The sequence below is a fragment of the Palleronia caenipelagi genome (genome assembly GCF_007004065.1).
In the GTDB taxonomy this organism is placed as follows: domain Bacteria; phylum Pseudomonadota; class Alphaproteobacteria; order Rhodobacterales; family Rhodobacteraceae; genus Palleronia; species Palleronia caenipelagi.
Window position 1 is genome coordinate 25,235 of the sequence record NZ_VFSV01000024.1, and the last position, 21,635, is coordinate 46,869.

Sequence of the window (21,635 nt, forward strand, 5' to 3'; positions counted from 1 at the left end):
GCAGGTCATGGCCGAACAGACGACGACACTGGCCGCGCTCGGGCTGACCGCTCGAGACGGGGCGAACCCGTATATTTCCGGCCTGACGGTGGATAGCCGCCGCGTGGTGCCGGGGGATCTTTTCGCTGCCTTGCCCGGGGTGCGGATGCACGGGGCAGAACGCGCCGGGGACGCCATTCAGGCCGGGGCCGTGGCGATCCTGACCGACCGCGAGGGTGCGGAGATCATCGGAGACTGGACCAGAGGCAGCGGTGTGGCGCTGGTGGTGACCGAAGAGCCGCGCCAGGCACTGGCCGGTGCCGCCGCGCTCTGGTTCGGCAGTCAGCCCGAGACCATGGTTGCGGTCACCGGAACGAACGGCAAAACCTCCGTATCGAGCTTTGTCCGCCAGATTTGGCAGGAGCTGGGTCATGCGGCGATCAATCTCGGTACGACCGGCATCGAGGGCGACTGGAACGCCAGTCTCGGCCACACGACGCCAGAGCCGGTGACGCTGCACCGCGCGCTGGCCGAGGCCGCCGGGATCGGAATCAGCCATGCGGCGATGGAGGCTTCGTCCCATGGGCTCGATCAGTTCCGCCTCGACGGGGTGACGCTGAAGGCTGCCGGGTTCACCAATCTCAGCCAGGATCATCTGGACTATCACCCCGATATGGAGAGCTATTTCACTGCCAAAGCGCAGCTTTTCGCGCGGGTTCTGCCCGAGGACGGCGTGGCGGTGGTCAATATCACCGACCCGCGTGGCGCAGAGTTGGTCGCGCTCGCGGAATCTCGCGGTCAGACTGTCATCACTGTGGGCACCGGCGCGGATGCGAGCCTGCGGATCCTCGGCCAGCGGTATGACGCGACGGGGCAAGACCTGAGGTTTTCGTGGAACGGCGCCACGCGGCAGGTACGGCTGAACCTGATTGGCGGCTTTCAGGCGGAGAACGTGCTGCTGGCCGCCGGGCTGGTCATCGCGGCGGGTGCGGCACCGGCGGATGTGTTTGACGTCTTGCCGAAGCTTTCGACCGTCAAGGGCCGCATGCAGCATGTGGCCACGCGGGAGGGCGGTGCGACCGTATTCGTAGACTATTCGCACACCCCTGCCGCGCTGGAGACGGCTCTGACCGCTCTGCGGCCCCATGTCATGGGGCGGCTCGTGGTTGTTTACGGCGCGGGCGGCGACCGGGACCGGGGCAAGCGACCGCTCATGGGGGCGGCAGCACGCGATCATGCCGACCTGCGTTTCGTCACCGATGACAATCCCCGCAGCGAGGATCCCGCCACGATCCGTGCCTCTATTCTCGCCGAGGACAAAGACGCCGTTGAGGTGGCCGACCGGGCCGAAGCGATCCTGCGCGGCGTCGATGCTCTGGAGCCGGGTGATGCGCTGCTGATCGCGGGCAAGGGGCACGAAACCGGGCAGATCGTCGGTGATACGACCTATCCCTTTGACGATGCTGAACAAGCCAGCGTGGCAGTGGCTGCTCTGGACGGGAGGGTTGCATGACGCTCTGGACCGCCGCCGAGGCGGCTGAGGCCACTGGTGGCCAGACCGTCGGCGACTGGACCGTGACGGGTGTCTCTATCGATACGCGGACCCTTCAGACGGGCGACCTCTTCGTCGCGCTGAAGGCCGCGCGGGACGGGCATGATTTCGTCGCTCAGGCATTGGAGGCCGGGGCAGGGGCTGCTCTTGTCTCATACCGGCCCGAAAATGTGGCCGAGGATGCGCCGCTTCTGATTGTGCATGACGTGTTGACGGCGCTCGAGGATCTGGGCAGGGCCGCGCGGGCGCGGTTTGCCGGCAAGGTGCTGGCGATCACCGGCTCCGTAGGAAAAACCACGACCAAGGAAATGGGCCGCATCGCTTTCGGCGCGCAGATGCGCGTCCATGCGGCCGAGGCCTCCTATAATAACCATTGGGGTGTGCCGCTGACGTTGGCACGGATGCCGCGTGAGGCGGATCTGGCGATCATCGAGATTGGTATGAACCACCCCGGCGAGATCGCCCCGCTGGCGAAAATGGCACGCCCGCACGCAGCAATCATCACCACCGTGGCCCCCGCCCATCTGGCGGCCTTTGCCTCCGTGGCTGAGATTGCACAGGAGAAAGCCGCGATTTTCGAGGGGCTTGAACCGGATGGACGGGCGATCCTGCCCGCCGATCTGGAGGTGACCCCTATCTTGCGCTCCGCCGCGCCGGGAAAGATGACGGGGTTCGGCTGCTCCGAAGATGCCGATCTGCGCCTCACCGAGGTGACGCTCCATGATGAGTGTACCGTGGTGCAACTGGAAGAGGCAGGTGTGCCGCTGGTGTTCCGGATCGGTGCGGTCGGACGACATCTGGCCTCCAATGCCGCGTCGATCATCGCGGCGGCCTCGGCACTAGGGGCGGATACCGATGTCGCGGCCCAGGCGCTGGCCGGATGGCACGCGCCGCAGGGGCGCGGCAGCCGCGAACGGATCGTGCTCGACGAGGTCGAGGATGCCGCGCTGGATCTGATTGACGATGCTTTTAACGCAAATCCCGCCTCTGTTGCCGCAGGGCTGGAGCGACTGGCTGCTGCGAGGCCGGGACCCGGCGGCAGACGGGTGGTGATTCTCGGAGATATGCTGGAACTCGGGCCGCGCGAGGCCGAGCTCCATGCTGATCTCGCAGCTTTGCCCGCCGTTGCTGCGCTTGACGTGGTCCACACCATCGGCCCGCGGATGCGCCATCTCCATGACGCGCTTGCGCCGGAGATCCGGGGCGAGTGGTTCCCCGAGACCGACGACGCCCTGCCGCAGCTCCGCAGGATGCTGCGTGTCGGCGATGTGGTGCTGGTCAAGGGCTCCAAATCTGCGCGCACTTCCCGGGTCGTTGACGCGATCCGCGATTTACGTCATCGCACCCGCCGAGCTGTCCCATAGGAACTGATGCCCCATGCTATACTGGCTGTCCGAGCTTTCTGACGGAGGAGGGATCTTTAACCTCTTCCAATACATCACCTTCCGTGCGGGGGCGGCGTTCTTCACCGCGCTGATCTTCGGGTTCGTTTTCGGACGTCCGATGATCAATCACTTGCGGCGCAAGCAGAAGCACGGGCAGCCGATCCGGGATGACGGCCCGGAGAGCCACATCGTCGCCAAGGCAGGGACCCCCACCATGGGCGGTCTGCTGATCCTGTCAGCGCTGATGCTTTCGACCCTGCTCTGGGCGCGGCTCGACACCCCCTATGTCTGGATGGTGATGTTCGTGACAGCGGGTTTTGGTCTGATCGGGTATCTCGACGATTACGCCAAGGTGACGAAGCGCAGCCATGCGGGCCTGTCGGGCAAGGTCCGGCTGGCGGTGGGCTTTGCCATCGCGGGCGTGGCTTCGATCTGGGCCATGTGGTTCCACCCGTCGGATTTGACCGGTCAACTGGCCTTTCCGGTGTTCAAGGATCTCCTGTTGAATTTCGGTCTGTTCTTCGTCCCCTTTGCGATGATCGTGATTGTCGGAGCGGCCAACGCGGTGAACCTGACAGACGGGCTCGACGGGCTGGCAATCATGCCGGTGATGATCGCCGCCGGGACCCTCGGGATCATCGCCTATGCGGTGGGCCGTGTGGATTTTACGGAGTATCTGGACGTGCACTACGTCCCCGGAACTGGAGAAATTCTCGTCTTCACCGCGGCTTTGATCGGTGGGGGACTGGGGTTCCTTTGGTACAATGCGCCACCGGCAGCCGTGTTCATGGGCGACACCGGATCACTGGCGCTGGGGGGGGCATTGGGGGCCATTGCGGTGGCGATCAAGCACGAGCTCGTGTTGGCCATCGTCGGTGGGCTGTTTGTCGCAGAGGCGCTGTCGGTGATCGTGCAGGTGCTCTACTTCAAGCGCACGGGTAAGCGGGTGTTCCTGATGGCGCCGATTCATCACCACTTCGAAAAGCGGGGCTGGGCAGAGCCGCAGATCGTGATCCGGTTCTGGATCATCTCGCTGATTCTGGCGCTGATTGGGCTGGCGACACTGAAACTGCGCTGACAGGTTTGGCTGCGCAGTCGGGATTTGGGTATTTTCAGACAAAAAGAGAAGCGCGGGGCTGCCCTGGTACCCCCGCGCTGCGACCTTCTAGCAGGGCCGGTCCTCTTCTTGTCGCGGCCATCGGCTCCCCAGCCTGTACCGCGATTCCACCATCGTACTGAAAGATGAACACGGGGCTAATGCGCCCCGTGTTTCTGTATTTAGGCGTCGCGCGCTACTTCGGCCAGGAGCTGGGCGTTGCCGCCCGAGGCGGTGGTGTCGATGCAGACGTGGCGCTCGTGCAGAACATCCGCAGCGGTCGGCTGGCCCGTCTGGAGGCCGATGATCGGGCCGGGGCGGCGGGCCAGTTGCAGGGCGAGACGGCGACCGTTCTCCTGATCGCCCCACCACAGCACCGCGCCGAAATCGGGCTCGTCGACCAGATCGCGCTCATGGGAAATGAGGCGGGCAGTGCCGCCGAGGCGTTCGACCTCGGCTTTCTGAGCGGCTTTGTCCGCATCGGTGGGGCCCAGGCAGAGCACGGGCTTGCGGGGCTCGGTGCTCCAGCGGTTCGATTCGCCCGTAGGTCCGGGCAGGTCCTGCGGCGATTGCGGCGCAGGAGTATCGACCGGGGTGCGGAAGCGCGGCAGATACAGGGGGCCGCCGGCTTTGGGGCCGGTGCCGGAGAGGCCTTCGCCGCCGAAGGGTTGGGAGCCGACGATGGCGCCGATCTGGTTGCGGTTCACATAGATATTGCCCGCGTGGATGCGGTCGGTGACGTGCTGGACGCGATCGTCGATCCGTGTGTGCAGGCCGAAGGTCAGCCCGTAGCCGGTGCCGTTGATCGCATCGATGACACGGTCGAGATCGGCGGCCTTGAAGGTCGCCACGTGGAGGACGGGGCCGAAGATTTCGCGCCCGATATCGCCGATGCCGTTGACCTTGATCAGGGCGGGCGCGAGGAAGGGGGCAGTTTCGGGAGCCTTGGCGCGATGCAGGAGGCGGCCCTCGGCCTCGGCAGCCGCAACATGGGCCGAGATGCCCTCATGGGCGACACCGTCGATCAGAGGGCCGCTATCGGTGCTGTAGAGCCACGGATCGCCAACAGAGAACGCGTCCATGGCGCCTTTGAGCATCGTGATGAAGCCTTCGGCGATGTCTTCCTGCACATAAAGGCAGCGGCAGGCCGAGCAGCGCTGGCCGGCGGACTGGAAGGCTGACTGCATGAGATCGCGCACGGCTTGTTCCGGCAGGGCGGTGCTGTCCACGATCATCGCGTTCAGGCCGCCGGTCTCGGCAATGAGCGGGGTGCCGGGGCGGGCATGTTCGGCGAGAGCGGCCTGAATCTTGCGTGCCGTGGCGGTAGAGCCGGTGAAGGCGACGCCCGCGACATCCGGGTGGCTCGTGAGCGCCCCTCCCACCGCGCCACTGCCGGGCAGGAGCTGCAGGGCGCTCTGCGGCACTCCGGCCTCGTGCAGGAGCCGGGTGGCGAGTGCTGCGATCAGCGTGGTTTGCTCGGCGGGCTTCGCCAGAACTGCGTTACCAGCAGCGAGTCCGGCCGCGATCTGGCCGGTGAAGATCGCCAGAGGGAAGTTCCACGGCGAGATGCAGACCACGCGGCCCAGAGGGGAACCGCCCAGCTCCGGGATGCGGGCGGCGTAATAGGTGAGGAAGTCCACCGCTTCGCGCAGCTCGGCCACGCCATCGGCCACGGTCTTGCCAGCCTCGCGGGAGAGAAGGGCAAAGATCTCGCCGAAGTGCTGCTCATAGAGGTCAGCGGCGCGGTTCAGGACCCGGGCGCGCTCTGCATCATCGGCGCCCCACGGGACGGCGGCCTGCATCGCGGCGGCCACATCAGCCTCGGACGCCGGATGAACGATGCCCACCTGATCTGCCGGATTGGCGGGATTCATCACCGGGCGCGCCTCGGCGGGGGACGGGGAGACCGCCAGCATCGGCCCGGCCTCGAACTGCGCGTTGCGATGGGGCATGCGGGCGGCATCGATCTCGGCCAGATGATCGGGCGCGGTCAGGTCCCAGCCGCGGGAATTACGCCGCTCCGGGGCGAAGAGATCGGGCCCTCGGGTCACCCGACGGGGCTCATCGAGACGTTCAAACGGGTCCGCGGCCACGGTTTCGGCGGGGACGTCCTCATCCACGATCTGGTTGACAAAGGACGAGTTCGCGCCGTTCTCTAGGAGCCGCCGCACGAGATAGGCGAGGAGGTCGCGATGGGCGCCCACGGGGGCGTAGATCCGGCAACGTACGTCCTGATCGGCGCGGACGATGTCGTAGAGCGCTTCACCCATGCCATGCAGGCGCTGGAACTCAAAGCTGTCGGTGCCCGCGCCCATCTCATCCGCCATGTGCAGGACGGCGGCGATGGTATGGGCGTTGTGGGTGGCGAACTGCGGGTAGATCCGGTCGTGGTAGGTCAACAAGCGGCGGGCGTTGGAGATGTAGCTCACATCCGTCGCGGCCTTGCGCTCGAAGACGGGGAAGGCGTCCATGCCCTCCTGCTGGGCGCGCTTGATCTCGGCGTCCCAATAGGCGCCTTTGACCAGACGAACCATGATCTTGCGCTCAAGCCGTTCTGCGGTCTCGGCGATCCAGTCGATCACATGACCGGCGCGCGGGCCATAGGCCTGCACGACGATACCAAACCCGTCCCAGCCGCTGAGGCGGGGGTCCTTGAGCACTTCTTCGATAACTTCAAGAGACAGGGTCAGTCGGTCCTGTTCCTCGGCGTCGATGTTAAAGCCGATCTTCAGCGCGGCGGCGCGGGCGGCGAGGTCGCGGACGACAGGCACCAGCTCCTCGAGGACGCGCTCGCGCTGGGCGATCTCGTAGCGGGGATGCAGCGCGGAGAGCTTGACCGAGATGCCAGGATTGGCGGCCACGTCGCGGCTGTTGGCGTGCAGTGCGATATGCCCGATGGCCTTCTCGTAGGACTGGCGGTAGCGCTCGGCATCGGGGAAGGTCAGCGCCGCCTCGCCCAGCATGTCGTAGGAATAAGTGTAGCCCTTTTCCTCCATCTTGGAGGCGCGCTCCATGGCGGCGGTCATATCCTCGCCCAGTACGAACTGCTTGCCCATGATTTTCATGGCGCGGGAGGTGGCGCGGCGGATGACCGGCTCGCCCAGACGCTTAACCGCGCGGCGCAAGGATTTCAGCGGACCCGTGTCGTCATCGTCGAGCACCTTGCCGGTGAACATCAGCCCCCACGTGGAGGCGTTGACCATGGCAGAGGAAGATTTGCCCAGATGCATGGACCACTGGCCCGGCGCGATCTTATCCTCGATCAGCTCGTCGATGGTCTCGGCATCCGGGACGCGCAGGAGGGCCTCGGCCAGACACATGAGCGCGATGCCCTCATCGGTGGACAGCCCGTATTCGGCGAGGAAAGATTCCATCAACCCGGGCTCGGCTTCGGCGCGTAACGCCTTGACCAGACGTGCTCCATGGGCTGAGATCGCCTTGCGGGCGGTCTCGTCGAGGTTTGCGGACCCGATCAGAGCGTCGAGGATCGCATCGGCATCGGGATAGGGCGTGACAGAGAGCAGAGCGGGGGGAAGCGACGTGTCGCGTGGCATGACAACCTCCTGGTCATTTTGGCCGTGATACCGCTTTTTTCGAGGGAAGTCTCGTCGTATACAGTGGTATGGTACGGAGGAATGCCTGCGTTTTGGCAGTTCTGGAGGAAAAATGGCTAGCGAAGAACTGGACCGGTTCGACCTCGCGATTCTCGAAGTCCTCGGGAAAGACGGACGAATCAGCGTGACGGATCTGGCCGGGCAGGTGGGGTTGTCCAAAAGCCCGGTTCAGGCGCGGCTGAAGCGGCTTGAACGCGAGGGGTTCATCACCGGTTACCGGGCGCTGGTGGATCCGGTGCGGCTGAGGCGCGAGCACGTGGCCTTCGTGCAGGTGACACTGACCGATACCCGCGAGGCTGCGCTGGCGGCCTTCAACAAGGCGGTGGCGGATGTGCCCGAGATCGAGCAGTGTCACCTGATCGCCGGAAACTTCGACTATCTGCTGAAGATCCGCACCGCCGACATGACGCGCTACCGCGAGCTGCTGGCCACCCACGTGTCCCGTCTGCCCTACATCTCCAATACCTCGACCTTCGTGGCCATGCAGGCGGTGAAGGACACCGCCTGGGCGGGTTGACGGCGCGGATGCACCGCGCCATCGGCTGCGCCTACATCATGTCGTATCCGTCATGTGGGACGATGGTCATGTCGTCCATTTCGTAGAACCATACGTTAAACCCGACGCCGGTTGCCAGTTCAGGGGCAAAAACCACTTCGTCCACCGACTCGAACTCGGGGCCGAATTCCCAGAAGACAGGGTTGCCGTGCTCCATCGTGATGACTTCCTGCCCGACCAGTACACCGTCATCATAGGCGCTCACTTTCAATTCCCAGCCACCAAGAAGGGTCGCCGTGAAATTCGCGCTGATGAAATCGAAATCATCCGCCGGGTCAGGGCTTTGGACCGAAGCCGATTGGCCAGAGCCGTTATAAAGGGACATGGTGCCAGACGTTGCGCCAAAATGCGCGCCGTAAGATGAGCTGGTCGGGTCAGACGTGTCAAAGTGATAGAAATTCGTCCAGGTCAGCCCGCGATACTCCGCAGAGAGTTGTGCAATTCCTGACAGGTCCTCAAAATCCAGCGTCACGGTTTCGGCCGTCAGCGGCAGCGCGGTGTGCTCAAGGGCCTGTGCAGCGACTTTTTCCGTGGGAAATCGTTCGGCCGCGCGCTCCGGCCCGCTGCTGTCATCGCAAAAGGCATCGGGATCGTAAACCACCGCGGTGTGGTCGAGTCCTTCGTCATCAGCATGACAGGTTGGAAACTGTGCCGGGATCTCGACCGGTGTCCCGCGCCCTGATGCGTTGACAACAGAATAGAGGTCGCCCGGAAGCGTTGAAAAATCGGTCATTACTATGCTCCAAAAAAATAACTTGGATGTCTAGCATAGCTCTAATTGAATGTTCTGAAAAGAAAAAAGCTGCACGCTGGATGAGCGCGCAGCTTGATTGGTCGGCACAGAGGGACGATCTCAGCAGTTGGCGCCGAGCGTTTTGCAGGCCGAGCGGTACTCGTCCTTCATCCGGGCGATGAGGTCGGCGGTGGAGGGCACGTCGTGGATTGCCGCGACCCCGTGGCCGGCGGACCAGAAATCGCGCCAGGCCTTGGCTTCGTTTTCCATGTTCATCCCGCCGTGGTCGGGCAGATTGTCGGGATCGAGCCCCTTGTTGATCAGTGACTGGCGCATGAAATTGGCATTCACGCCGGAGATCTTGGGAGTGTAGACGATGTCTGAAGTGCCGGACTGCACGACCATCTCCTTGTTCGCCTCGGGCACCATGGCCTCCTTTGTGGCGATGAAGCGGGTGCCGAGATAGGCCAGATCCGCGCCCAGAGCCTGCGCCGCAGCGATATGCGCGCCGGTGGACATGGCGCCGGACAGCACCACCGTGCCGTCGAAGAAGGACCGGATTTCGGGGATGAAGCCAAAGGGCGAGAGCAGCCCCGCATGGCCACCAGCCCCGGCACAGACCGCGATCAGCCCGTCCACCCCGGCCTCGACGGCCTTTTCGGCGTGGCGGGTTTTGATCACGTCGTGGAAGATCTTGCCGCCATAGGAATGGACCGCGTCCACAACCTCTTTGACGGCGCCAAGCGAGGTGATGACGAGGGGAACCTTATGCTCGACGATTTTGCGCAGATCGGGCTCAACCCGCTTGTTGGAGCCGTGGACGATGACGTTCACGCCGTAGGGGGCAGGGTTCTCGACCTCGGACAGACGCTCCTCGATCTCCTTGAGCCAATCCCCGAAGCCCTCGGTCGTGCGCTGGTTCAGGCTCGGAAAGGTGCCAAGCACCCCGGCCTTGCAGCACTCGACCACCAGATCGGGGCCGGAGGTGAGGAACATGGGCGCTGCGATGGCGGGCAATTGCAGGTTCTTGAAGTCGTGCATGATTTTCTCCCTGTGTCGCGGCCATCTAAGGCACGGGTTCTCGAGAAACCAAGTACGACGCTGCGGCACACCGAACCCCGGTCCCGTTGTCTCACAAGCGTTCACAATTGCCGGAGGTCACGTCAAAGGGAGGGGACCCCGGGCGGGCTGGCTGCCATTCTGCGGCAAAGGGAGGTATCACAATGATCCATTTATCCGCCCGTCGCATGGGGTCCCTGGCCCTGCAGGCTCTGGCACTGGGGGCCTGGCTGTTGGCCACAGCCCCGGCCTATGCCCAGTCCGACGAGATCCGGCGCGCGTGGCCGGGGACCGATTTTTCACGTATCGGAGTGGACTTTGATGAGATCATCTCGGGCGGGCCGCCTCGGGACGGCATCCCCGCGATCCATGATCCGAAATTCCGCCCTGCCGCGCAGGAGACACGGCTTGAGGATCGGGAGCCGGTGATGACCTATGTGCCGGAGACCGGACCAGCCCGCGCCTATCCGATCCGCTATCTCATGTGGCATGAGATTGTGAATGACGTGGTTGGAGGCAGCCCGATCGCGGTGACGTTCTGTCCGCTCTGCAACACTGGAATGGTGTTTGACGGGCGTCTGAACGGGCGAAAGATGACCTTCGGGGTCTCTGGCCTCCTGCGCCACTCGGATATGATCATGTATGATCATCAGACCGAGAGTTGGTGGCAGCAGGCGCTGGGCAAGGGCATCGTGGGGCAGATGACCGGCCAGTCTCTGCGCCAGCTTCCGGCCCGGATGGAGAGCTGGAGCGCGTTCCGCAGCGTGCATCCGGATGGGCTTGTACTGGATCAACCCGACTGGCCGCGTGCCTATGGCAAGAACCCCTACCAGTCCTATGATACCGGGCGGCCCTTTCTCTACTCGGGCGAGAACCCGCCCCACGGGATTCCGCCGCTGGAGCGGGTGATCCGGGTGGGCGACAGGGCCTGGCCTCTCACCCGTTTGCGCCGGGAAGGGCAGATCAGGGAGGCGGGGCTGACATTGAGCTGGTCAGAGGGGCAGGCTTCCGCCCTCGATACCGGAGAGATCGGGCAGGGGCGCGACGTGGGGAATGTGCGCGTACAGGACGGGCAGGGGCGTGATGTGGCCCATGACATTCCATTTGCCTTCGCGTTCCATGCCTTTCATCCGGACGGGCGTTGGATGCTCGGGCGCTAGGGCGGATCAGTCGTCCCAGTCGCCCGCGTGCCACTCGGGGTTCACCATCCGCCCATCAGGCCGCATCAGCGCGTCGATGCGTGCGAGCTCTTCAGGGCTGAGCGTGATTTCCGCCGCCGCGAGATTCGGTGCGAGCCGCTGGGGCGAGGCGGTTTTCGGCAGGGCGACATAGCCTTGGGCGATAATCCACGCGATGGTGACCTGAACCGCGTTGACGCCATGGGTTGCCGCGATGTCCCGGAGCACAGGATCGCCGGCCACCGCGCCCTTGGCCAGCGGGCAATAAGCGGCGATGGGGATACCAGCGGCATCCACCGCCTCGCGCAGCCTCGTCTGGGGGATGTAGGGGTGGAACTCGACCTGATTGACGCAGATCGGATGGCGCGCGGCAGCGCGGGCGCGGTTCAGCTGATCGACGTTGAAGTTCGACACGCCGCCAAACCGCACGTCGCCTCGGTCGATCAGGTCGTCGAGCGCGCCGATGGTCTCCTCAATCGGCACGTCGCCAGAGGGCCAGTGCAGGAGCATCAGATCGACAGGGCCTATGTCGAGGCGGCGCAGGCTTTCTTCGGTGGCCGCGACAAAGGCCTCCGGCGCATGGGCATCGGGCCAGATCTTTGTCGTGACGAAAACCTGATCCCGGGGCAAACCGCTGTCGCGCACGCCCTGACCGACCTCGGCCTCGTTGTGATAGAACTGCGCCGTGTCGATATGGCGGTAGCCTTCGGCCAGAGCCGCGCTGACGATAGCGGCGGTTTGGCCCGGCTCCATCTTGAAGGTGCCAAGCCCGATGGAGGGGATCCCCGCCGGTCCGATCATTTTGACTGCCATGGGGATCTCCTCCGTCGATTTTGCCGGTGTCAGCCGAGCTTAGCCTCAAAGCTGCTGCGGTAAAGGTCTGACAGCTCCGCCAGCGGAGCGGATTTCGAGCCCAGCGTCACCGTGTCACCGCCAAAGCGGCCCACGATGCGGATTTGCACCCCGGCTTTGCCTGCCGCGATCATCAGATGCTCGGCCGCGTCAAAGGAGCAGGCGGCCAGATAGCGCCCCTGATCCTCACCAAAGAGGCTGGCGGTCTTCTTTTTCTTGTCGATGGTGACGCCGATCCCGGCGGCTTCGGCCATCTCGAACGCGGCCAGTGCAAGACCACCATCGGACAGGTCGGTCACCGCGTTAAACACCGCCCGGTTGTCGAGGATGAACTGACCGTTCGTGCGCTCGACCTCCAGATCCACCGGCGGAGGCGGGCCATCATGGCGGTCAAAGGCCACGGCCAGCAGCGCCGAGCGGCCCAGATGGCCGCGGGTCTTGCCGATGACGATGGCCAGATCACCCTCTTGCGGCTGACCGGCGATCATCTGGTCGAGGCTCTCGATCAGACCCACCGCGCCGATGGTCGGTGTGGGCAGGATGCCGGTGCCGTCGGTCTCGTTATAGAGTGACACGTTGCCGGAAACGATCGGCATGTCGAGCGCCTTGCACGCCTCTCCGATGCCCTCAATCGCGCCGACGAACTGGCCCATGATGGCGGGCTTTTCGGGGTTGCCGAAATTCATGTTGTCGGTGGTCGCCAGAGGCTTTGCCCCCACGGCGACGAGGTTGCGATAGGCTTCGGCCACGGCCTGTTTGCCGCCCTCCACGGGATCGGCGAAGACATAGCGCGGCGTCACGTCGGAGGTGAAGGCCAGTGCCTTTTCGGTGCCGTGGACCCGCACGACGCCCGCGCCAAGGCCCGGGGTGCGGATGGTATCGGCCATCACCTGCGTGTCGTACTGCTCATAGACCCAATGCTTCGACGCATAGGCCGGGTTGGAAATCAGCGCCTTCAACCCGTCGATGGGATTGATCTTCGGCGCATCTTCCAGCGGGGCAGGGGCCGGGGTCGGCTCCCATGGGCGGTCGTATTCCGGAGCGGCGCCGGACAGGGTCGAGAGCGGCAGGTTGGCCTTCTCCTCGCCCCTATGGGTGATGATGAAGCGGTCCTCGGCGATGGTCTCGCCCACGATGGCGAAATCGAGGTCCCATTTCTCGAACACCGCCCGCGCCTCGGCTTCCTTTTCGGGCCTCAGCACCATGAGCATCCGCTCCTGGGATTCGGACAGCATCATCTCATAGGCGGTCATGTTCTCTTCGCGCTGGGGAACAGCGTCGAGGTTCAGCCGCACGCCGAGCCCGCCCTTGTCGCCCATCTCCACCGCCGAGCAGGTCAAACCCGCTGCGCCCATGTCCTGAATGGCGATCACCGCGCCGGTCTGCATCAGCTCAAGACAGGCTTCCATCAGGCGTTTTTCGGTGAAGGGGTCGCCCACCTGCACGGTGGGGCGCTTCTCCTCGATGCTGTCATCGAATTCCGCCGAGGCCATAGTGGCCCCGCCCACGCCATCCCGGCCGGTTTTCGCACCGAGATAGACCACCGGCATCCCCAGACCCGAGGCCGCCGAGTAGAAGATCTTGTCCGCGTCGGCGAGACCGGCGGCAAAGGCGTTCACGAGGCAGTTGCCGTTATAGCTGGGATCGAAGCGTACTTCGCCCCCCACGGTCGGCACGCCAAAGGAGTTCCCATAACCGCCAACGCCCTCGACCACGCCATGGACGAGCTGCCGGGTTTTAGGGTGTTCCACCTGGCCAAAGCTCAGCGCGTTCATCGCCGCGACAGGTCGCGCGCCCATGGTGAACACGTCGCGCAGAATGCCGCCCACGCCGGTCGCCGCGCCCTGATAGGGCTCGATATAGGAGGGGTGATTGTGGCTCTCCATCTTGAAGACCACGGCCTGCCCATCTCCGATATCGACGACGCCCGCGTTTTCGCCGGGGCCACAGATCACCTGCGGGCCTTCGGTTGGCAGGGTGCGCAGCCATTTCTTCGAGGATTTGTAGGAACAATGCTCGTTCCACATGGCCGAGAAAATACCCAGCTCGGTGAAGCTGGGCTCACGGCCTATAATCTCGAGAATGCGCTGATATTCATCGGGCTTCAGCCCGTGTGCCGCAATGAGGTCGTCGGTGATCTGTGGCTCGGTCATGGTCTCTCCCGTCCGGTTGCGCGCCTCATAATGCATTGCGCGCCGGGGCGGAAGGGGAGGCGCGCGCGTCTAGTCCTGCTGACTGAGAAACCCGCGCAGGGGGCTGAGGTCATAGCCGCCGCGCGCCCCGGCCTCGATGATCTCGTCTGTGGGCAATGCGCCCGCCTGACCCAGCGCCCAGACATGGCAACTGCGTGTCCCCGACCGGCAATAGGCAAAGACCGGACCGGCGGAGGCATCCATGGCGGCCGCGTGGTTGATGATCAGATCATGGGTGAACCCCGCATGGGTCACCGGCACATAGGCAAATCCCAGCCCCGCCGCTTCGCAGGCCGCGCGGATCGCATCCGAGCCCAGATCCGGGGTCACTTCGCTGTCGGGGCGGTTGCAGATCACCGTGGTGAACCCGGCGTCTTTCAGAGCGGGGATGTCATCGGTGGTGATCTGTGGGCTGACGGCGTAACCGTCGTGGATCTGGCGGATATCCATATGGCGCTTTCTCAGGGTCTGGGGGGCAAGCTGGGCCCGGATCAGGTCAGAAACAAACCCATGATCACCGCCATCAGCCCCAATGTCGAGAGCAGGAGTGCGCCCATATTCCAGGCCACGAGCCCTTTGAGCCGGGCGCGCAGGGCCTCATCGGTCAAACCCTTCCGCTTGGCCGAAAAGGCGGCGCCGATGCAATAGAGCAGGCCCGCGAGGCCCAGAACGGACAGGGTGACGCCGATCGGCACGAGATATTCCATGGGGGATCCTTATCCTTTGCGCGGGCTCTGGTACGTCATTGCCCGACCACGCTCAAGCGGTGCTTGCCAGCGCGGTTCGGCGGTCTTAGACCCGGCCTTCGACAGAACCCGAACCCATGCGAGGCCCCATGTCCGAAGGAACCCCCGACAGCTATCACGTCACCGCCGACGAGCTGCGCCAGTTTATCGAGCGTTATGAACGGCTTGAGCTTGAGAAAAAAGACATTGCCGACGCGCAGAAAGAGGTGATGGCCGAGGCCAAGGGGCGCGGCTACGACACCAAGGTGATGCGTAAGGTCATCGCAATCCGCAAGCGTGACAAGAATGACCTCGCCGAAGAAGAAGCGGTGCTGGAGATGTACAAGGCCGCGCTCGGTATGGAGTGACCGCGCGCCCCGGCGCCCTCAGCGGGGGCCGGGGTGATCGTCGAACTCGTCTGACAGGGCCCGCGCCTGATCTCCGTCCGGGTCCTCATACTGGCCGCTCCTCAGGGTCCAGATAAAGGCGACCAGCGCCAGCAGACCCAGCGAGACCGAGATCGGGATGAGGAAGGTCAAAACGTTCATCGAAAGCGCCTCATTGCGTTTGCAGTCACCGTGAGGGACGAGGACGACATGGCCAGCGCGGCCAGCAGCGGTGTGGCAAATCCGGCCATGGCCAGCGGGATCGACACCGCGTTGTAGATCGCGGCGATGGCGATATTCTGCCTCATCCGCGCGCGAGAGGTGCGGGCGGTTTTCAGCGCTTCGGGCACGCCTTCTAGCCCGCCGCTGAGCAACACCACATCCGAGGCCGAGCGCGCGGCTTCGAGTGCTGATCCCGGCGAGATCGCGGCATGGGCCACCGCGAGGCAGCCGGTGTCGTTCAGCCCGTCGCCCACCATCAGCACATGCTTGCCCGAGGCTTCCAGCGTCTGAACGTGGGCGACCTTATCGGCGGGGGACAGGCCGCTCCGCGCCTCCTCGATCCCCGTCGCGGCGGCCACGCGGGACACAGGCTCGGGCCGGTCTCCTGACAGCAGCCCCAGAGCGTAGCCCGCCCGTGCCAGTGCGGAAGTCGCGCGCACGGTGCTGTCGGGCAGGGTTTCCTCGGTCTCAAACGCCACCGGTGTTCCGATTCCCTTGTCGAGCCACACAGCGCCGTCGCCCACGGCACCGATCCATCCGGCGCGCCCCAGCCGGACCCGGCGCCCGTCGAGGTCGCCCTCGACCCCGTCGCCAGGGCGCTCGATGCGCCCGGTTACGGGCGCCCCCTCGATGCCACGCGCTTCGGCCGCTTCGGCAATCGCGCGGGAGACCGGATGCGCGGAGCCTTGGGCCAGTCCCGCCGCGATGGCCAGATCCGCCGGTTCGGGCGTCCCGATCAGGCGGGGTGCGCCGGTGGTCAGGGTGCCGGTCTTGTCGAACACCACCGCGTCGATCTCCGCCAGACGCTCCAGTGCGGTGCGGGATTTCACGAGGATCCCTGCCTTGAACAGGCGTGCCGTTGCCACGGTCGAGACCGCTGGCACCGCGAGCCCCAACGCGCAGGGACAGGTGATCACGAGGACCGAGATCGCCACATCGAGCGCCCGCCACCCGTCGCCCGTGGCCGCGAACCAGCCGATAAAGGCGATGAGGCCCAGCAAATGCACCGCCGGCGCGTAGATCCGCGCGGCTTGGTCGGCGATGCTCGAATACCGGCTGCGCTGCATCTCTGCGGTGGCGACGAGTTCGGCCATGCGCGCAAGCGCCGTATCCCGACCCGCGCGGTCCACGCGGATGGTCAGGGTGCCGGTGAGGCTTGTCTCCCCTGCGGTCACACTGTCGCCCACGCCCGCAGGCTCTGGTCGGGTTTCGCCGGTCAGCGCCGAGCGGTCGAGATCAGTGCGGCCTTCGAGGATCACCCCGTCCGCAGGCAGCCGGTCGCCGGGACGCACGAGGATGCGATCTCCGGGTGAGAGGCTCTCGGCGGCGACGATCTCTTCGCCGGTGCCGGTCAGCCGAATCGCTTGCGGGGCCTCGAGCGCGGCCAGTTCGGCGGCGGCGGAGCGGGCGGCGGCGCGCCCCTTATGGTCGAGATACCGCCCGACCAGCAGGAAGAAGGTCAGCGCCAGTGCCGCGTCGAACCAGCCTTGCTCTTCGCCATAGCCAAAGGCCGTGGCAACGGAGGCGGCGGAGGCCAGAATGATCGCCAGCGAGATCGGCACATCCATATTGAGCCGTCCCTTGCGCAACACGCTCAGGGCCGAGCGAAAGAAAGGCTGCGCCGAGAAGGCCACTGCCGGGATGGCGATGGCCGCCGAGATCAGGTGGAAGACCTGTGCCGTGGCCCCCGCCGCGCCGGACCAGACGGCGACCGACAGGAGCATGACGTTCATCATCGCGAATCCCGCCACGCCGATCTGGGCCACGAGCGCTCTCGCGGTCTCGTCGCGGGGCGAGAGGCGCAGCGGGTCGAGACGCTCGGCCCGGTAGCCCGCATCCGCCAGCGCCCCGATCAATGCGTCGGTTTCCACGCCGGGAGCCTCGGCAAAGACCCGCTTCAGTGTCAGGTTCACCCGCGCCGACCGGACCTGTGGCATGGCGTTCAGGGCCGATTCCACAGTGCTGATGCAGGCTGCGCAATGGATGTCGGGGAGGTGCAGCACATGGGTCGTGCCGGAGACCTCGGGGGCTTCGGCTTCGGGCAGAGCAGCACAGGCGGGGCAGGCGGCCGTCATGGTCTTATCTCTTCACGCTGATCGCGATGGCTTTCTCGTAGAGCGTGCCGTCCTCGGCAGTTGCGCTCACGTCGAGACGCCATTTGCCAGGCGCCAGATCCACCGCGAACGATCCGCCATTGCGCAGCTCCAGAACGGTGTCGTCGCGGGCCTCGGTGGGGCGGCCGATATGGGCGTCGAGACTGGCCAATTCAGCCAGTTGGCCGTCCTTGTCGAGAATCGCGAGGGACAGGGCGCCGTCCCGGTAGGCTGCCTCAACTTTCCATCCCAGCGCGTCCTGCGCGTCCCGCCGCGCCTCGAAAGATTGGCTGGCGACGTAGGAGTTATCGACCTCCAGCCCGGGGAAGGTGCGCACCGCGTTCACCGCCAGCAGCACATTCACCGCAATGATGATCGAGAAGCCGCCCACAAACATCGAGGCCACGTGGCGTCCGGTGAGTTGCTTCACTGGTTTTCCCTCCCGTTGAAGCTGGTGCCGACCGAGGCGCGCTCGCCGCTCTCGGTATCTTCGACCCAGAGATCGAGATTGGTCCGCTCGCGGGTCGAGACTGGGGTTCCCGATGCGGCTGTCAGATAGACCCGGACCCGGTGCTGGGCGTCGGCGGGGACCATGACGATATCATCCGTGTCGGCGCCCTCGACCGAAAGGACCACACCGGAATCGGCGGAGACGGACAGGGCAAAAGGCCGCTCCTCGCCATGCTTGTTGCGCAGGCGCACGTCATAGGCGTTGCGCACCGAGCCGTCGGAGAGCACAACGAAGGTCGGATTGCGCACGGCGGCCACGGTCATCTCGATATCGGGGCGGATGAACAGCGCGAACAGCAGCGCCAGACCGAAGGCCGCCCACACTCCGGCATAGACGTAATTGCGCGGGCGCATCAGGTGCTTGCGCACATTGATCGGATCGCCGCCTGCCGCTTCGCGCGGCGCATCGGAGAGGGCCACATAGTCAATCAGGCCGCGCGCCGCGCCAGTTTTCTCCATGACCTCATCGCAGGCGTCGATGCAGAGCGCACAGGTGATGCAAGCGAGCTGCTGACCGTCGCGGATGTCGATGCCCATCGGGCAGACATTTACACAGGCGTTGCAGTCGATGCAGTCACCGGGACCCTCGGCGCGGGCGAACTTCCCGGTGGTGGTGTTGCGCACACCCGGCATGGTGATCAGAGGCGAGCGTCCCCCGATTTGCGGTCCCGCAGCGCTGGCCTCGGCGGCGGCCTCACGGCGCTTTTTGCCGCGGGTACGGGGCTCGCCACGCCATTCGCGATAGGCCACGGTCAGGGTGTCGTCATCCATCATCGCGCCCTGAATGCGCGGCCAAGGGCACATATAGATGCAGACCTGTTCACGCATGAAACCGCCAAAGACGAAGGTCGTCATGGTGAGCACGAAGATCGTCATATAGGCGATGCCCGGGGCCTGAAACGTGACGAGGTTGAAGAGCAGCGTCGGCGCGTCGGTGAAATAAAACACCCAGGCCCCGCCCGTTGCCACCGCGATCATCAGCCACAACGCCCATGTGGTGACCTTGAGACGGATCTTCCGAGCGTCCCATTTGGAATTATGCAGCCGCATCCGGGCATTTCGGTCGCCCTGCACCCAGCGTTCGACCACCAGAAACAGGTCGGTCCAGACGGTCTGCGGGCAGGCATAGCCGCACCAGACCCGCCCCAGCATAGCGGTGAAGAGGAACAGTCCGACGCCCGCCATGACCAGCAGGCCCGCGACGAAGTAGAATTCGTGTGGCCAGATCTCGATCCAGAAGAAGTAGAACCGCCGGTTCGCCATATCCACCAGCACCGCCTGATCGGGGAGGTTCGGTCCCCGGTCCCAGCGAATCCACGGGGTGATGTAGTAGATCCCCAGGGTGACGATCATGATCACCCATTTCAGGCGCCGAAAATAGCCGGAGACCCGGCGCGGAAAGATCGGCACCCGGGCGGCGTAGAGAGAGGTTTGGTCGTCGGACATGGTGAACCTTGGTACTGTTTGTGCCGGTGTGGCAAGGCGGCGGGGCGGCGTCGTTGACGTGGATCAAAGCCCCGCCAAGTCAGGCCTCACGAGCCTGTGAAGTTCTGGGCCGCTCAAAGGCAACGCCCCCGGAGGCTTCTCCGGAGGCGTCGTTGGTTTCGCAAGAGGACTTATTGTCCCGCCGCAGCGGCCTCTTCGGAGACACCGCCACCGAGGCTGTAGACATAGGCCGCAACCGCGCGGACTTCGCCTTCGCCCAGACGCTCGACCCATGGGGGCATCACGCCGTAACGGGCATTGGTGATCGTCTCGGTCAGGGCGTCATCGCTGCCGCCATAGAGCCAGATCGCGTCGGTCAGGTTCGGCGCGCCCAGAGCCGGATCGCCCTTGGCATCGAGGCCGTGGCAGGACGAGCAGTTCTCGTCATAGAGCGTCCCGCCCTCACCCGCGAGCGGGTCCGTGCCTTCGGGCAGGGACTGCACATGGGTGACGAGGGTCGCGATTTCATCGCCAGACAGTATCTCGCCAAAGGCCGGCATTTCCGAATAGCGGGCGTCAGGATCGTCCTCGTTCCGAATGCCATGGCGGATCGTATAGGTGATCTCCTCCATGGTGCCGCCCCAGAGCCAGTCATCGTCGAGCAGGTTCGGGTAGCCTTTGGCCCCCGCCGCGCCCGAGCCGTGACACTGGGAGCAGTTGGTGCGGAACACCGCCGCGCCCGCGTTCAGGGCAAAGCCGGACAGCTCCGGGTGACCGGGAATCTCGGCCGGGTCCAGCTCGGTCAGCGCAGCAAAGCGCTCTGCGTGCTGGGCGTCCACGGCGGCGATGTCTTCGGCGACACTGGCGCGGGTGGACCAGCCAAGAATGCCTCCGGTGGCGCTGTTGATCAGCGGCCAGGCCGGGAACAGGATCACGTAGATCAGACCCCAGGCGATGGTTCCGTAGAAGCACCATAACCACCAGCGGGGCAGGGGGTTGTTCAGTTCCTCGATGCCGTCCCATTCATGGCCGGTCGTCTCTGTGCCGGTGACGGGATCTTTGCGGCGCTCACTCATTTCGGGGCCTCCAGTGTCGGGTCGCGGTCGGCATCGGCCCGGGCGGGCCGATCCTCGCTGCGGAAGATGGATTGCGCGGCATCCTCATGGAGCTCCCGCGATCCGGGCCGGTAGGCCCAGAACACGACGCCCAGAAAGACCAGCATCAGCGCCAGAAGCGCCCAGCTGTCTGCAAAAGCGCGCAAGAGGGAGTAGGTGTCGTCCATATCTCCCCCCTTATCGTGTCGCGTCGGCGGTGAAGGTGGAGAAGTCCACCATCGTGCCGAGGATCTGCAGATAGGCAATCAGCGCGTCCATCTCGGTCAGGGCCTCCTGACCATCGAAGTTACGCACCTGCGCGCCGGGATAGCGCTCCAGCAAGCCGTCGATATCGCCGAACGGATCCGTCTGGACCCGGAAATCGGCCTGCGCCACCTCGATCATCTCGTCGGTGTAAGGCACGCCGACGAACGCATTGGTGGCCAGCAGTTCATCGATATGCTCGCCATCGATGGTTTTGCGCAGCAGGTAGTCGTATTTCGGCATGATGCTCTCGGGGACGACGGATTGTGGGTCAACGAGGTGATCCACATGCCATTCATCCGAGTAGCGCCCGCCGACCCGGGCCAGATCCGGCCCGGTGCGCTTTGACCCCCAAAGGAACGGGTGATCATATTTCGACTCCGCTGCGAGGCTGTAATGGCCGTAGCGCTCGACTTCGTCCCGCATGGGGCGGATCATCTGGCTGTGGCAGACATAGCAGCCTTCGCGGATGTAGATCTCGCGCCCGGCCATCTCCAGCGGGGAGTAGGGGCGCACGCCCTCTACATCCTCGATGGTGTTCTCCAGCCAGAAGAGCGGCGCGATCTCGACGATCCCGCCGATGGTCACCACCAGAAAGGAGGAAACCAGCAGCAATGTCGCGTTCCGCTCCAGCGCCCCGTGCCTGTCTAGGAGCTTCTTCTTGCGCGGGCTGTCAGCCTGTGCGTTGCCCGGGATTTGTGTGTTTTTATCAGTCATTTC

Annotated in this window: 20 protein-coding genes; 6 read left to right on the forward strand and 14 right to left on the reverse strand. The window is 64.8% G+C overall.

The genetic code is table 11. The features are described 5' to 3' along the window. Window positions 1-7 precede the first annotated feature (7 nt). Genes FEV53_RS13005 through mraY form a run of 3 tightly spaced genes read left to right on the forward strand, consistent with a single transcriptional unit; the run spans window position 8 to window position 3,994 of the window. Window positions 8-1,492 carry a UDP-N-acetylmuramoyl-L-alanyl-D-glutamate--2,6-diaminopimelate ligase gene (locus FEV53_RS13005; protein WP_142835256.1) on the forward strand — a complete coding sequence of 495 codons (1,485 nt, stop codon included), beginning with the start codon at window positions 8-10 and terminating at the stop codon, window positions 1,490-1,492. Continuing rightward, window positions 1,489-2,895: a UDP-N-acetylmuramoyl-tripeptide--D-alanyl-D-alanine ligase gene (locus FEV53_RS13010; protein WP_142835257.1), complete on the forward strand. Its 1,407-nt coding sequence runs from the start codon at window positions 1,489-1,491 to the stop codon at window positions 2,893-2,895. Before FEV53_RS13005 ends, FEV53_RS13010 begins: the two co-directional genes overlap by 4 nt. A 13-nt stretch (window positions 2,896-2,908) precedes the next feature. Continuing rightward, window positions 2,909-3,994, forward strand: a complete 1,086-nt coding sequence (mraY, locus tag FEV53_RS13015; RefSeq protein ID WP_142835258.1) for a phospho-N-acetylmuramoyl-pentapeptide-transferase — start codon at window positions 2,909-2,911, stop codon at window positions 3,992-3,994. Window positions 3,995-4,194: 200 nt separating this feature from the next. Here the strand turns inward: mraY and putA are convergent, their stop codons facing one another. After that, window positions 4,195-7,566, reverse strand: a complete 3,372-nt coding sequence (putA, locus tag FEV53_RS13020) for a bifunctional proline dehydrogenase/L-glutamate gamma-semialdehyde dehydrogenase PutA (protein ID WP_142835259.1) — start codon at window positions 7,564-7,566, stop codon at window positions 4,195-4,197. A 112-nt stretch (window positions 7,567-7,678) separates the two neighbouring features. Here putA and FEV53_RS13025 point away from each other — a divergent pair, with 112 nt between their 5' ends. Next, a complete protein-coding gene (locus FEV53_RS13025; RefSeq protein ID WP_142835260.1) occupies window positions 7,679-8,143 on the forward strand; it encodes an Lrp/AsnC ligand binding domain-containing protein in 465 nt (154 codons plus the stop codon). Window positions 8,144-8,174: 31 nt separating this feature from the next. On the opposite strand, the gene FEV53_RS13030 is transcribed toward FEV53_RS13025, so the two are convergent. Together FEV53_RS13030 and FEV53_RS13035 are read right to left on the reverse strand one after the other, a co-directional pair. Beyond that, window positions 8,175-8,915 carry a hypothetical protein gene (locus tag FEV53_RS13030; RefSeq protein WP_142835261.1) on the reverse strand — a complete coding sequence of 247 codons (741 nt, stop codon included), beginning with the start codon at window positions 8,913-8,915 and terminating at the stop codon, window positions 8,175-8,177. Window positions 8,916-9,035: 120 nt separating this feature from the next. Next, on the reverse strand, window positions 9,036-9,956 hold the full coding sequence (locus FEV53_RS13035) for an NAD(P)H-dependent flavin oxidoreductase (protein ID WP_142835262.1): 921 nt from the start codon (window positions 9,954-9,956) through the stop codon (window positions 9,036-9,038). Window positions 9,957-10,138: 182 nt separating this feature from the next. Here FEV53_RS13035 and FEV53_RS13040 point away from each other — a divergent pair, with 182 nt between their 5' ends. Next, on the forward strand, window positions 10,139-11,134 hold the full coding sequence (locus FEV53_RS13040) for a DUF3179 domain-containing protein (protein WP_246100811.1): 996 nt from the start codon (window positions 10,139-10,141) through the stop codon (window positions 11,132-11,134). Between the two features lie 6 nt (window positions 11,135-11,140). Here the strand turns inward: FEV53_RS13040 and FEV53_RS13045 are convergent, their stop codons facing one another. From FEV53_RS13045 to FEV53_RS13060, 4 genes are all read right to left on the reverse strand, one after another. Next, the gene (locus tag FEV53_RS13045) at window positions 11,141-11,965 is read right to left on the reverse strand and encodes an aldo/keto reductase (RefSeq protein ID WP_142835263.1); all 825 of its coding nucleotides are present in this window, start codon (window positions 11,963-11,965) and stop codon (window positions 11,141-11,143) included. Between the two features lie 29 nt (window positions 11,966-11,994). After that, window positions 11,995-14,157 carry a phosphoribosylformylglycinamidine synthase subunit PurL gene (gene purL, locus FEV53_RS13050; RefSeq protein WP_142835264.1) on the reverse strand — a complete coding sequence of 721 codons (2,163 nt, stop codon included), beginning with the start codon at window positions 14,155-14,157 and terminating at the stop codon, window positions 11,995-11,997. Between the two features lie 69 nt (window positions 14,158-14,226). After that, window positions 14,227-14,646, reverse strand: a complete 420-nt coding sequence (locus tag FEV53_RS13055; RefSeq protein ID WP_142835265.1) for a protein tyrosine phosphatase family protein — start codon at window positions 14,644-14,646, stop codon at window positions 14,227-14,229. Window positions 14,647-14,687: 41 nt separating this feature from the next. After that, window positions 14,688-14,903, reverse strand: coding sequence for a hypothetical protein (locus FEV53_RS13060; RefSeq protein ID WP_142835266.1), 216 nt, complete (start codon window positions 14,901-14,903; stop codon window positions 14,688-14,690). 128 nt (window positions 14,904-15,031) lie between these two features. Between FEV53_RS13060 and FEV53_RS13065 the strand changes: the two genes are divergently transcribed. After that, window positions 15,032-15,289, forward strand: a complete 258-nt coding sequence (locus FEV53_RS13065) for a DUF2312 domain-containing protein (RefSeq protein WP_142835267.1) — start codon at window positions 15,032-15,034, stop codon at window positions 15,287-15,289. An 18-nt stretch (window positions 15,290-15,307) separates the two neighbouring features. Here FEV53_RS13065 and ccoS read toward each other — a convergent pair whose 3' ends face one another. From ccoS to ccoO, 7 genes are all read right to left on the reverse strand, one after another. Further along, window positions 15,308-15,469, reverse strand: a complete 162-nt coding sequence (ccoS, locus tag FEV53_RS13070) for a cbb3-type cytochrome oxidase assembly protein CcoS (protein ID WP_142835268.1) — start codon at window positions 15,467-15,469, stop codon at window positions 15,308-15,310. Continuing rightward, window positions 15,466-17,604, reverse strand: coding sequence for a heavy metal translocating P-type ATPase (locus FEV53_RS13075; RefSeq protein WP_142835269.1), 2,139 nt, complete (start codon window positions 17,602-17,604; stop codon window positions 15,466-15,468). The genes ccoS and FEV53_RS13075 overlap by 4 nt, the downstream gene beginning before the upstream one ends. Before the next feature lie 4 nt (window positions 17,605-17,608). Continuing rightward, window positions 17,609-18,052, reverse strand: coding sequence for a FixH family protein (locus FEV53_RS13080; RefSeq protein ID WP_246100812.1), 444 nt, complete (start codon window positions 18,050-18,052; stop codon window positions 17,609-17,611). Continuing rightward, a complete protein-coding gene (ccoG, locus tag FEV53_RS13085) occupies window positions 18,049-19,578 on the reverse strand; it encodes a cytochrome c oxidase accessory protein CcoG (RefSeq protein ID WP_142835270.1) in 1,530 nt (509 codons plus the stop codon). The genes FEV53_RS13080 and ccoG overlap by 4 nt, the downstream gene beginning before the upstream one ends. A gap of 170 nt (window positions 19,579-19,748) precedes the next feature. Beyond that, complete coding sequence (gene ccoP, locus FEV53_RS13090) at window positions 19,749-20,633, reverse strand: cytochrome-c oxidase, cbb3-type subunit III (RefSeq protein WP_142835271.1); 885 nt, start codon at window positions 20,631-20,633, stop codon at window positions 19,749-19,751. Then, on the reverse strand, window positions 20,630-20,839 hold the full coding sequence (locus tag FEV53_RS13095; protein ID WP_142835272.1) for a cbb3-type cytochrome c oxidase subunit 3: 210 nt from the start codon (window positions 20,837-20,839) through the stop codon (window positions 20,630-20,632). Before FEV53_RS13095 ends, ccoP begins: the two co-directional genes overlap by 4 nt. A 10-nt stretch (window positions 20,840-20,849) precedes the next feature. Continuing rightward, window positions 20,850-21,632: a cytochrome-c oxidase, cbb3-type subunit II gene (gene ccoO, locus FEV53_RS13100; RefSeq protein ID WP_142835273.1), complete on the reverse strand. Its 783-nt coding sequence runs from the start codon at window positions 21,630-21,632 to the stop codon at window positions 20,850-20,852. Between the last annotated feature and the right edge of the window lie 3 nt (window positions 21,633-21,635).

Excerpts from the sequence above, each read along its gene's own strand:
- FEV53_RS13005 (WP_142835256.1), top strand. The coding sequence starts at position 8 with ATGGCCGAACAGACGACGACACTGGCCGCGCTCGGGCTGACCGCTCGA.
- FEV53_RS13010 (WP_142835257.1), top strand. The coding sequence starts at position 1,489 with ATGACGCTCTGGACCGCCGCCGAGGCGGCTGAGGCCACTGGTGGCCAG.
- mraY (WP_142835258.1), top strand. The coding sequence starts at position 2,909 with ATGCTATACTGGCTGTCCGAGCTTTCTGACGGAGGAGGGATCTTTAAC.
- putA (WP_142835259.1), bottom strand. The coding sequence starts at position 7,566 with ATGCCACGCGACACGTCGCTTCCCCCCGCTCTGCTCTCTGTCACGCCC.
- FEV53_RS13025 (WP_142835260.1), top strand. The coding sequence starts at position 7,679 with ATGGCTAGCGAAGAACTGGACCGGTTCGACCTCGCGATTCTCGAAGTC.
- FEV53_RS13030 (WP_142835261.1), bottom strand. The coding sequence starts at position 8,915 with ATGACCGATTTTTCAACGCTTCCGGGCGACCTCTATTCTGTTGTCAAC.
- FEV53_RS13035 (WP_142835262.1), bottom strand. The coding sequence starts at position 9,956 with ATGCACGACTTCAAGAACCTGCAATTGCCCGCCATCGCAGCGCCCATG.
- FEV53_RS13040 (WP_246100811.1), top strand. The coding sequence starts at position 10,139 with ATGATCCATTTATCCGCCCGTCGCATGGGGTCCCTGGCCCTGCAGGCT.
- FEV53_RS13045 (WP_142835263.1), bottom strand. The coding sequence starts at position 11,965 with ATGGCAGTCAAAATGATCGGACCGGCGGGGATCCCCTCCATCGGGCTT.
- purL (WP_142835264.1), bottom strand. The coding sequence starts at position 14,157 with ATGACCGAGCCACAGATCACCGACGACCTCATTGCGGCACACGGGCTG.
- FEV53_RS13055 (WP_142835265.1), bottom strand. The coding sequence starts at position 14,646 with ATGGATATCCGCCAGATCCACGACGGTTACGCCGTCAGCCCACAGATC.
- FEV53_RS13060 (WP_142835266.1), bottom strand. The coding sequence starts at position 14,903 with ATGGAATATCTCGTGCCGATCGGCGTCACCCTGTCCGTTCTGGGCCTC.
- FEV53_RS13065 (WP_142835267.1), top strand. The coding sequence starts at position 15,032 with ATGTCCGAAGGAACCCCCGACAGCTATCACGTCACCGCCGACGAGCTG.
- ccoS (WP_142835268.1), bottom strand. The coding sequence starts at position 15,469 with ATGAACGTTTTGACCTTCCTCATCCCGATCTCGGTCTCGCTGGGTCTG.
- FEV53_RS13075 (WP_142835269.1), bottom strand. The coding sequence starts at position 17,604 with ATGACGGCCGCCTGCCCCGCCTGTGCTGCTCTGCCCGAAGCCGAAGCC.
- ccoG (WP_142835270.1), bottom strand. The coding sequence starts at position 19,578 with ATGTCCGACGACCAAACCTCTCTCTACGCCGCCCGGGTGCCGATCTTT.
- ccoP (WP_142835271.1), bottom strand. The coding sequence starts at position 20,633 with ATGAGTGAGCGCCGCAAAGATCCCGTCACCGGCACAGAGACGACCGGC.
- FEV53_RS13095 (WP_142835272.1), bottom strand. The coding sequence starts at position 20,839 with ATGGACGACACCTACTCCCTCTTGCGCGCTTTTGCAGACAGCTGGGCG.
- ccoO (WP_142835273.1), bottom strand. The coding sequence starts at position 21,632 with ATGACTGATAAAAACACACAAATCCCGGGCAACGCACAGGCTGACAGC.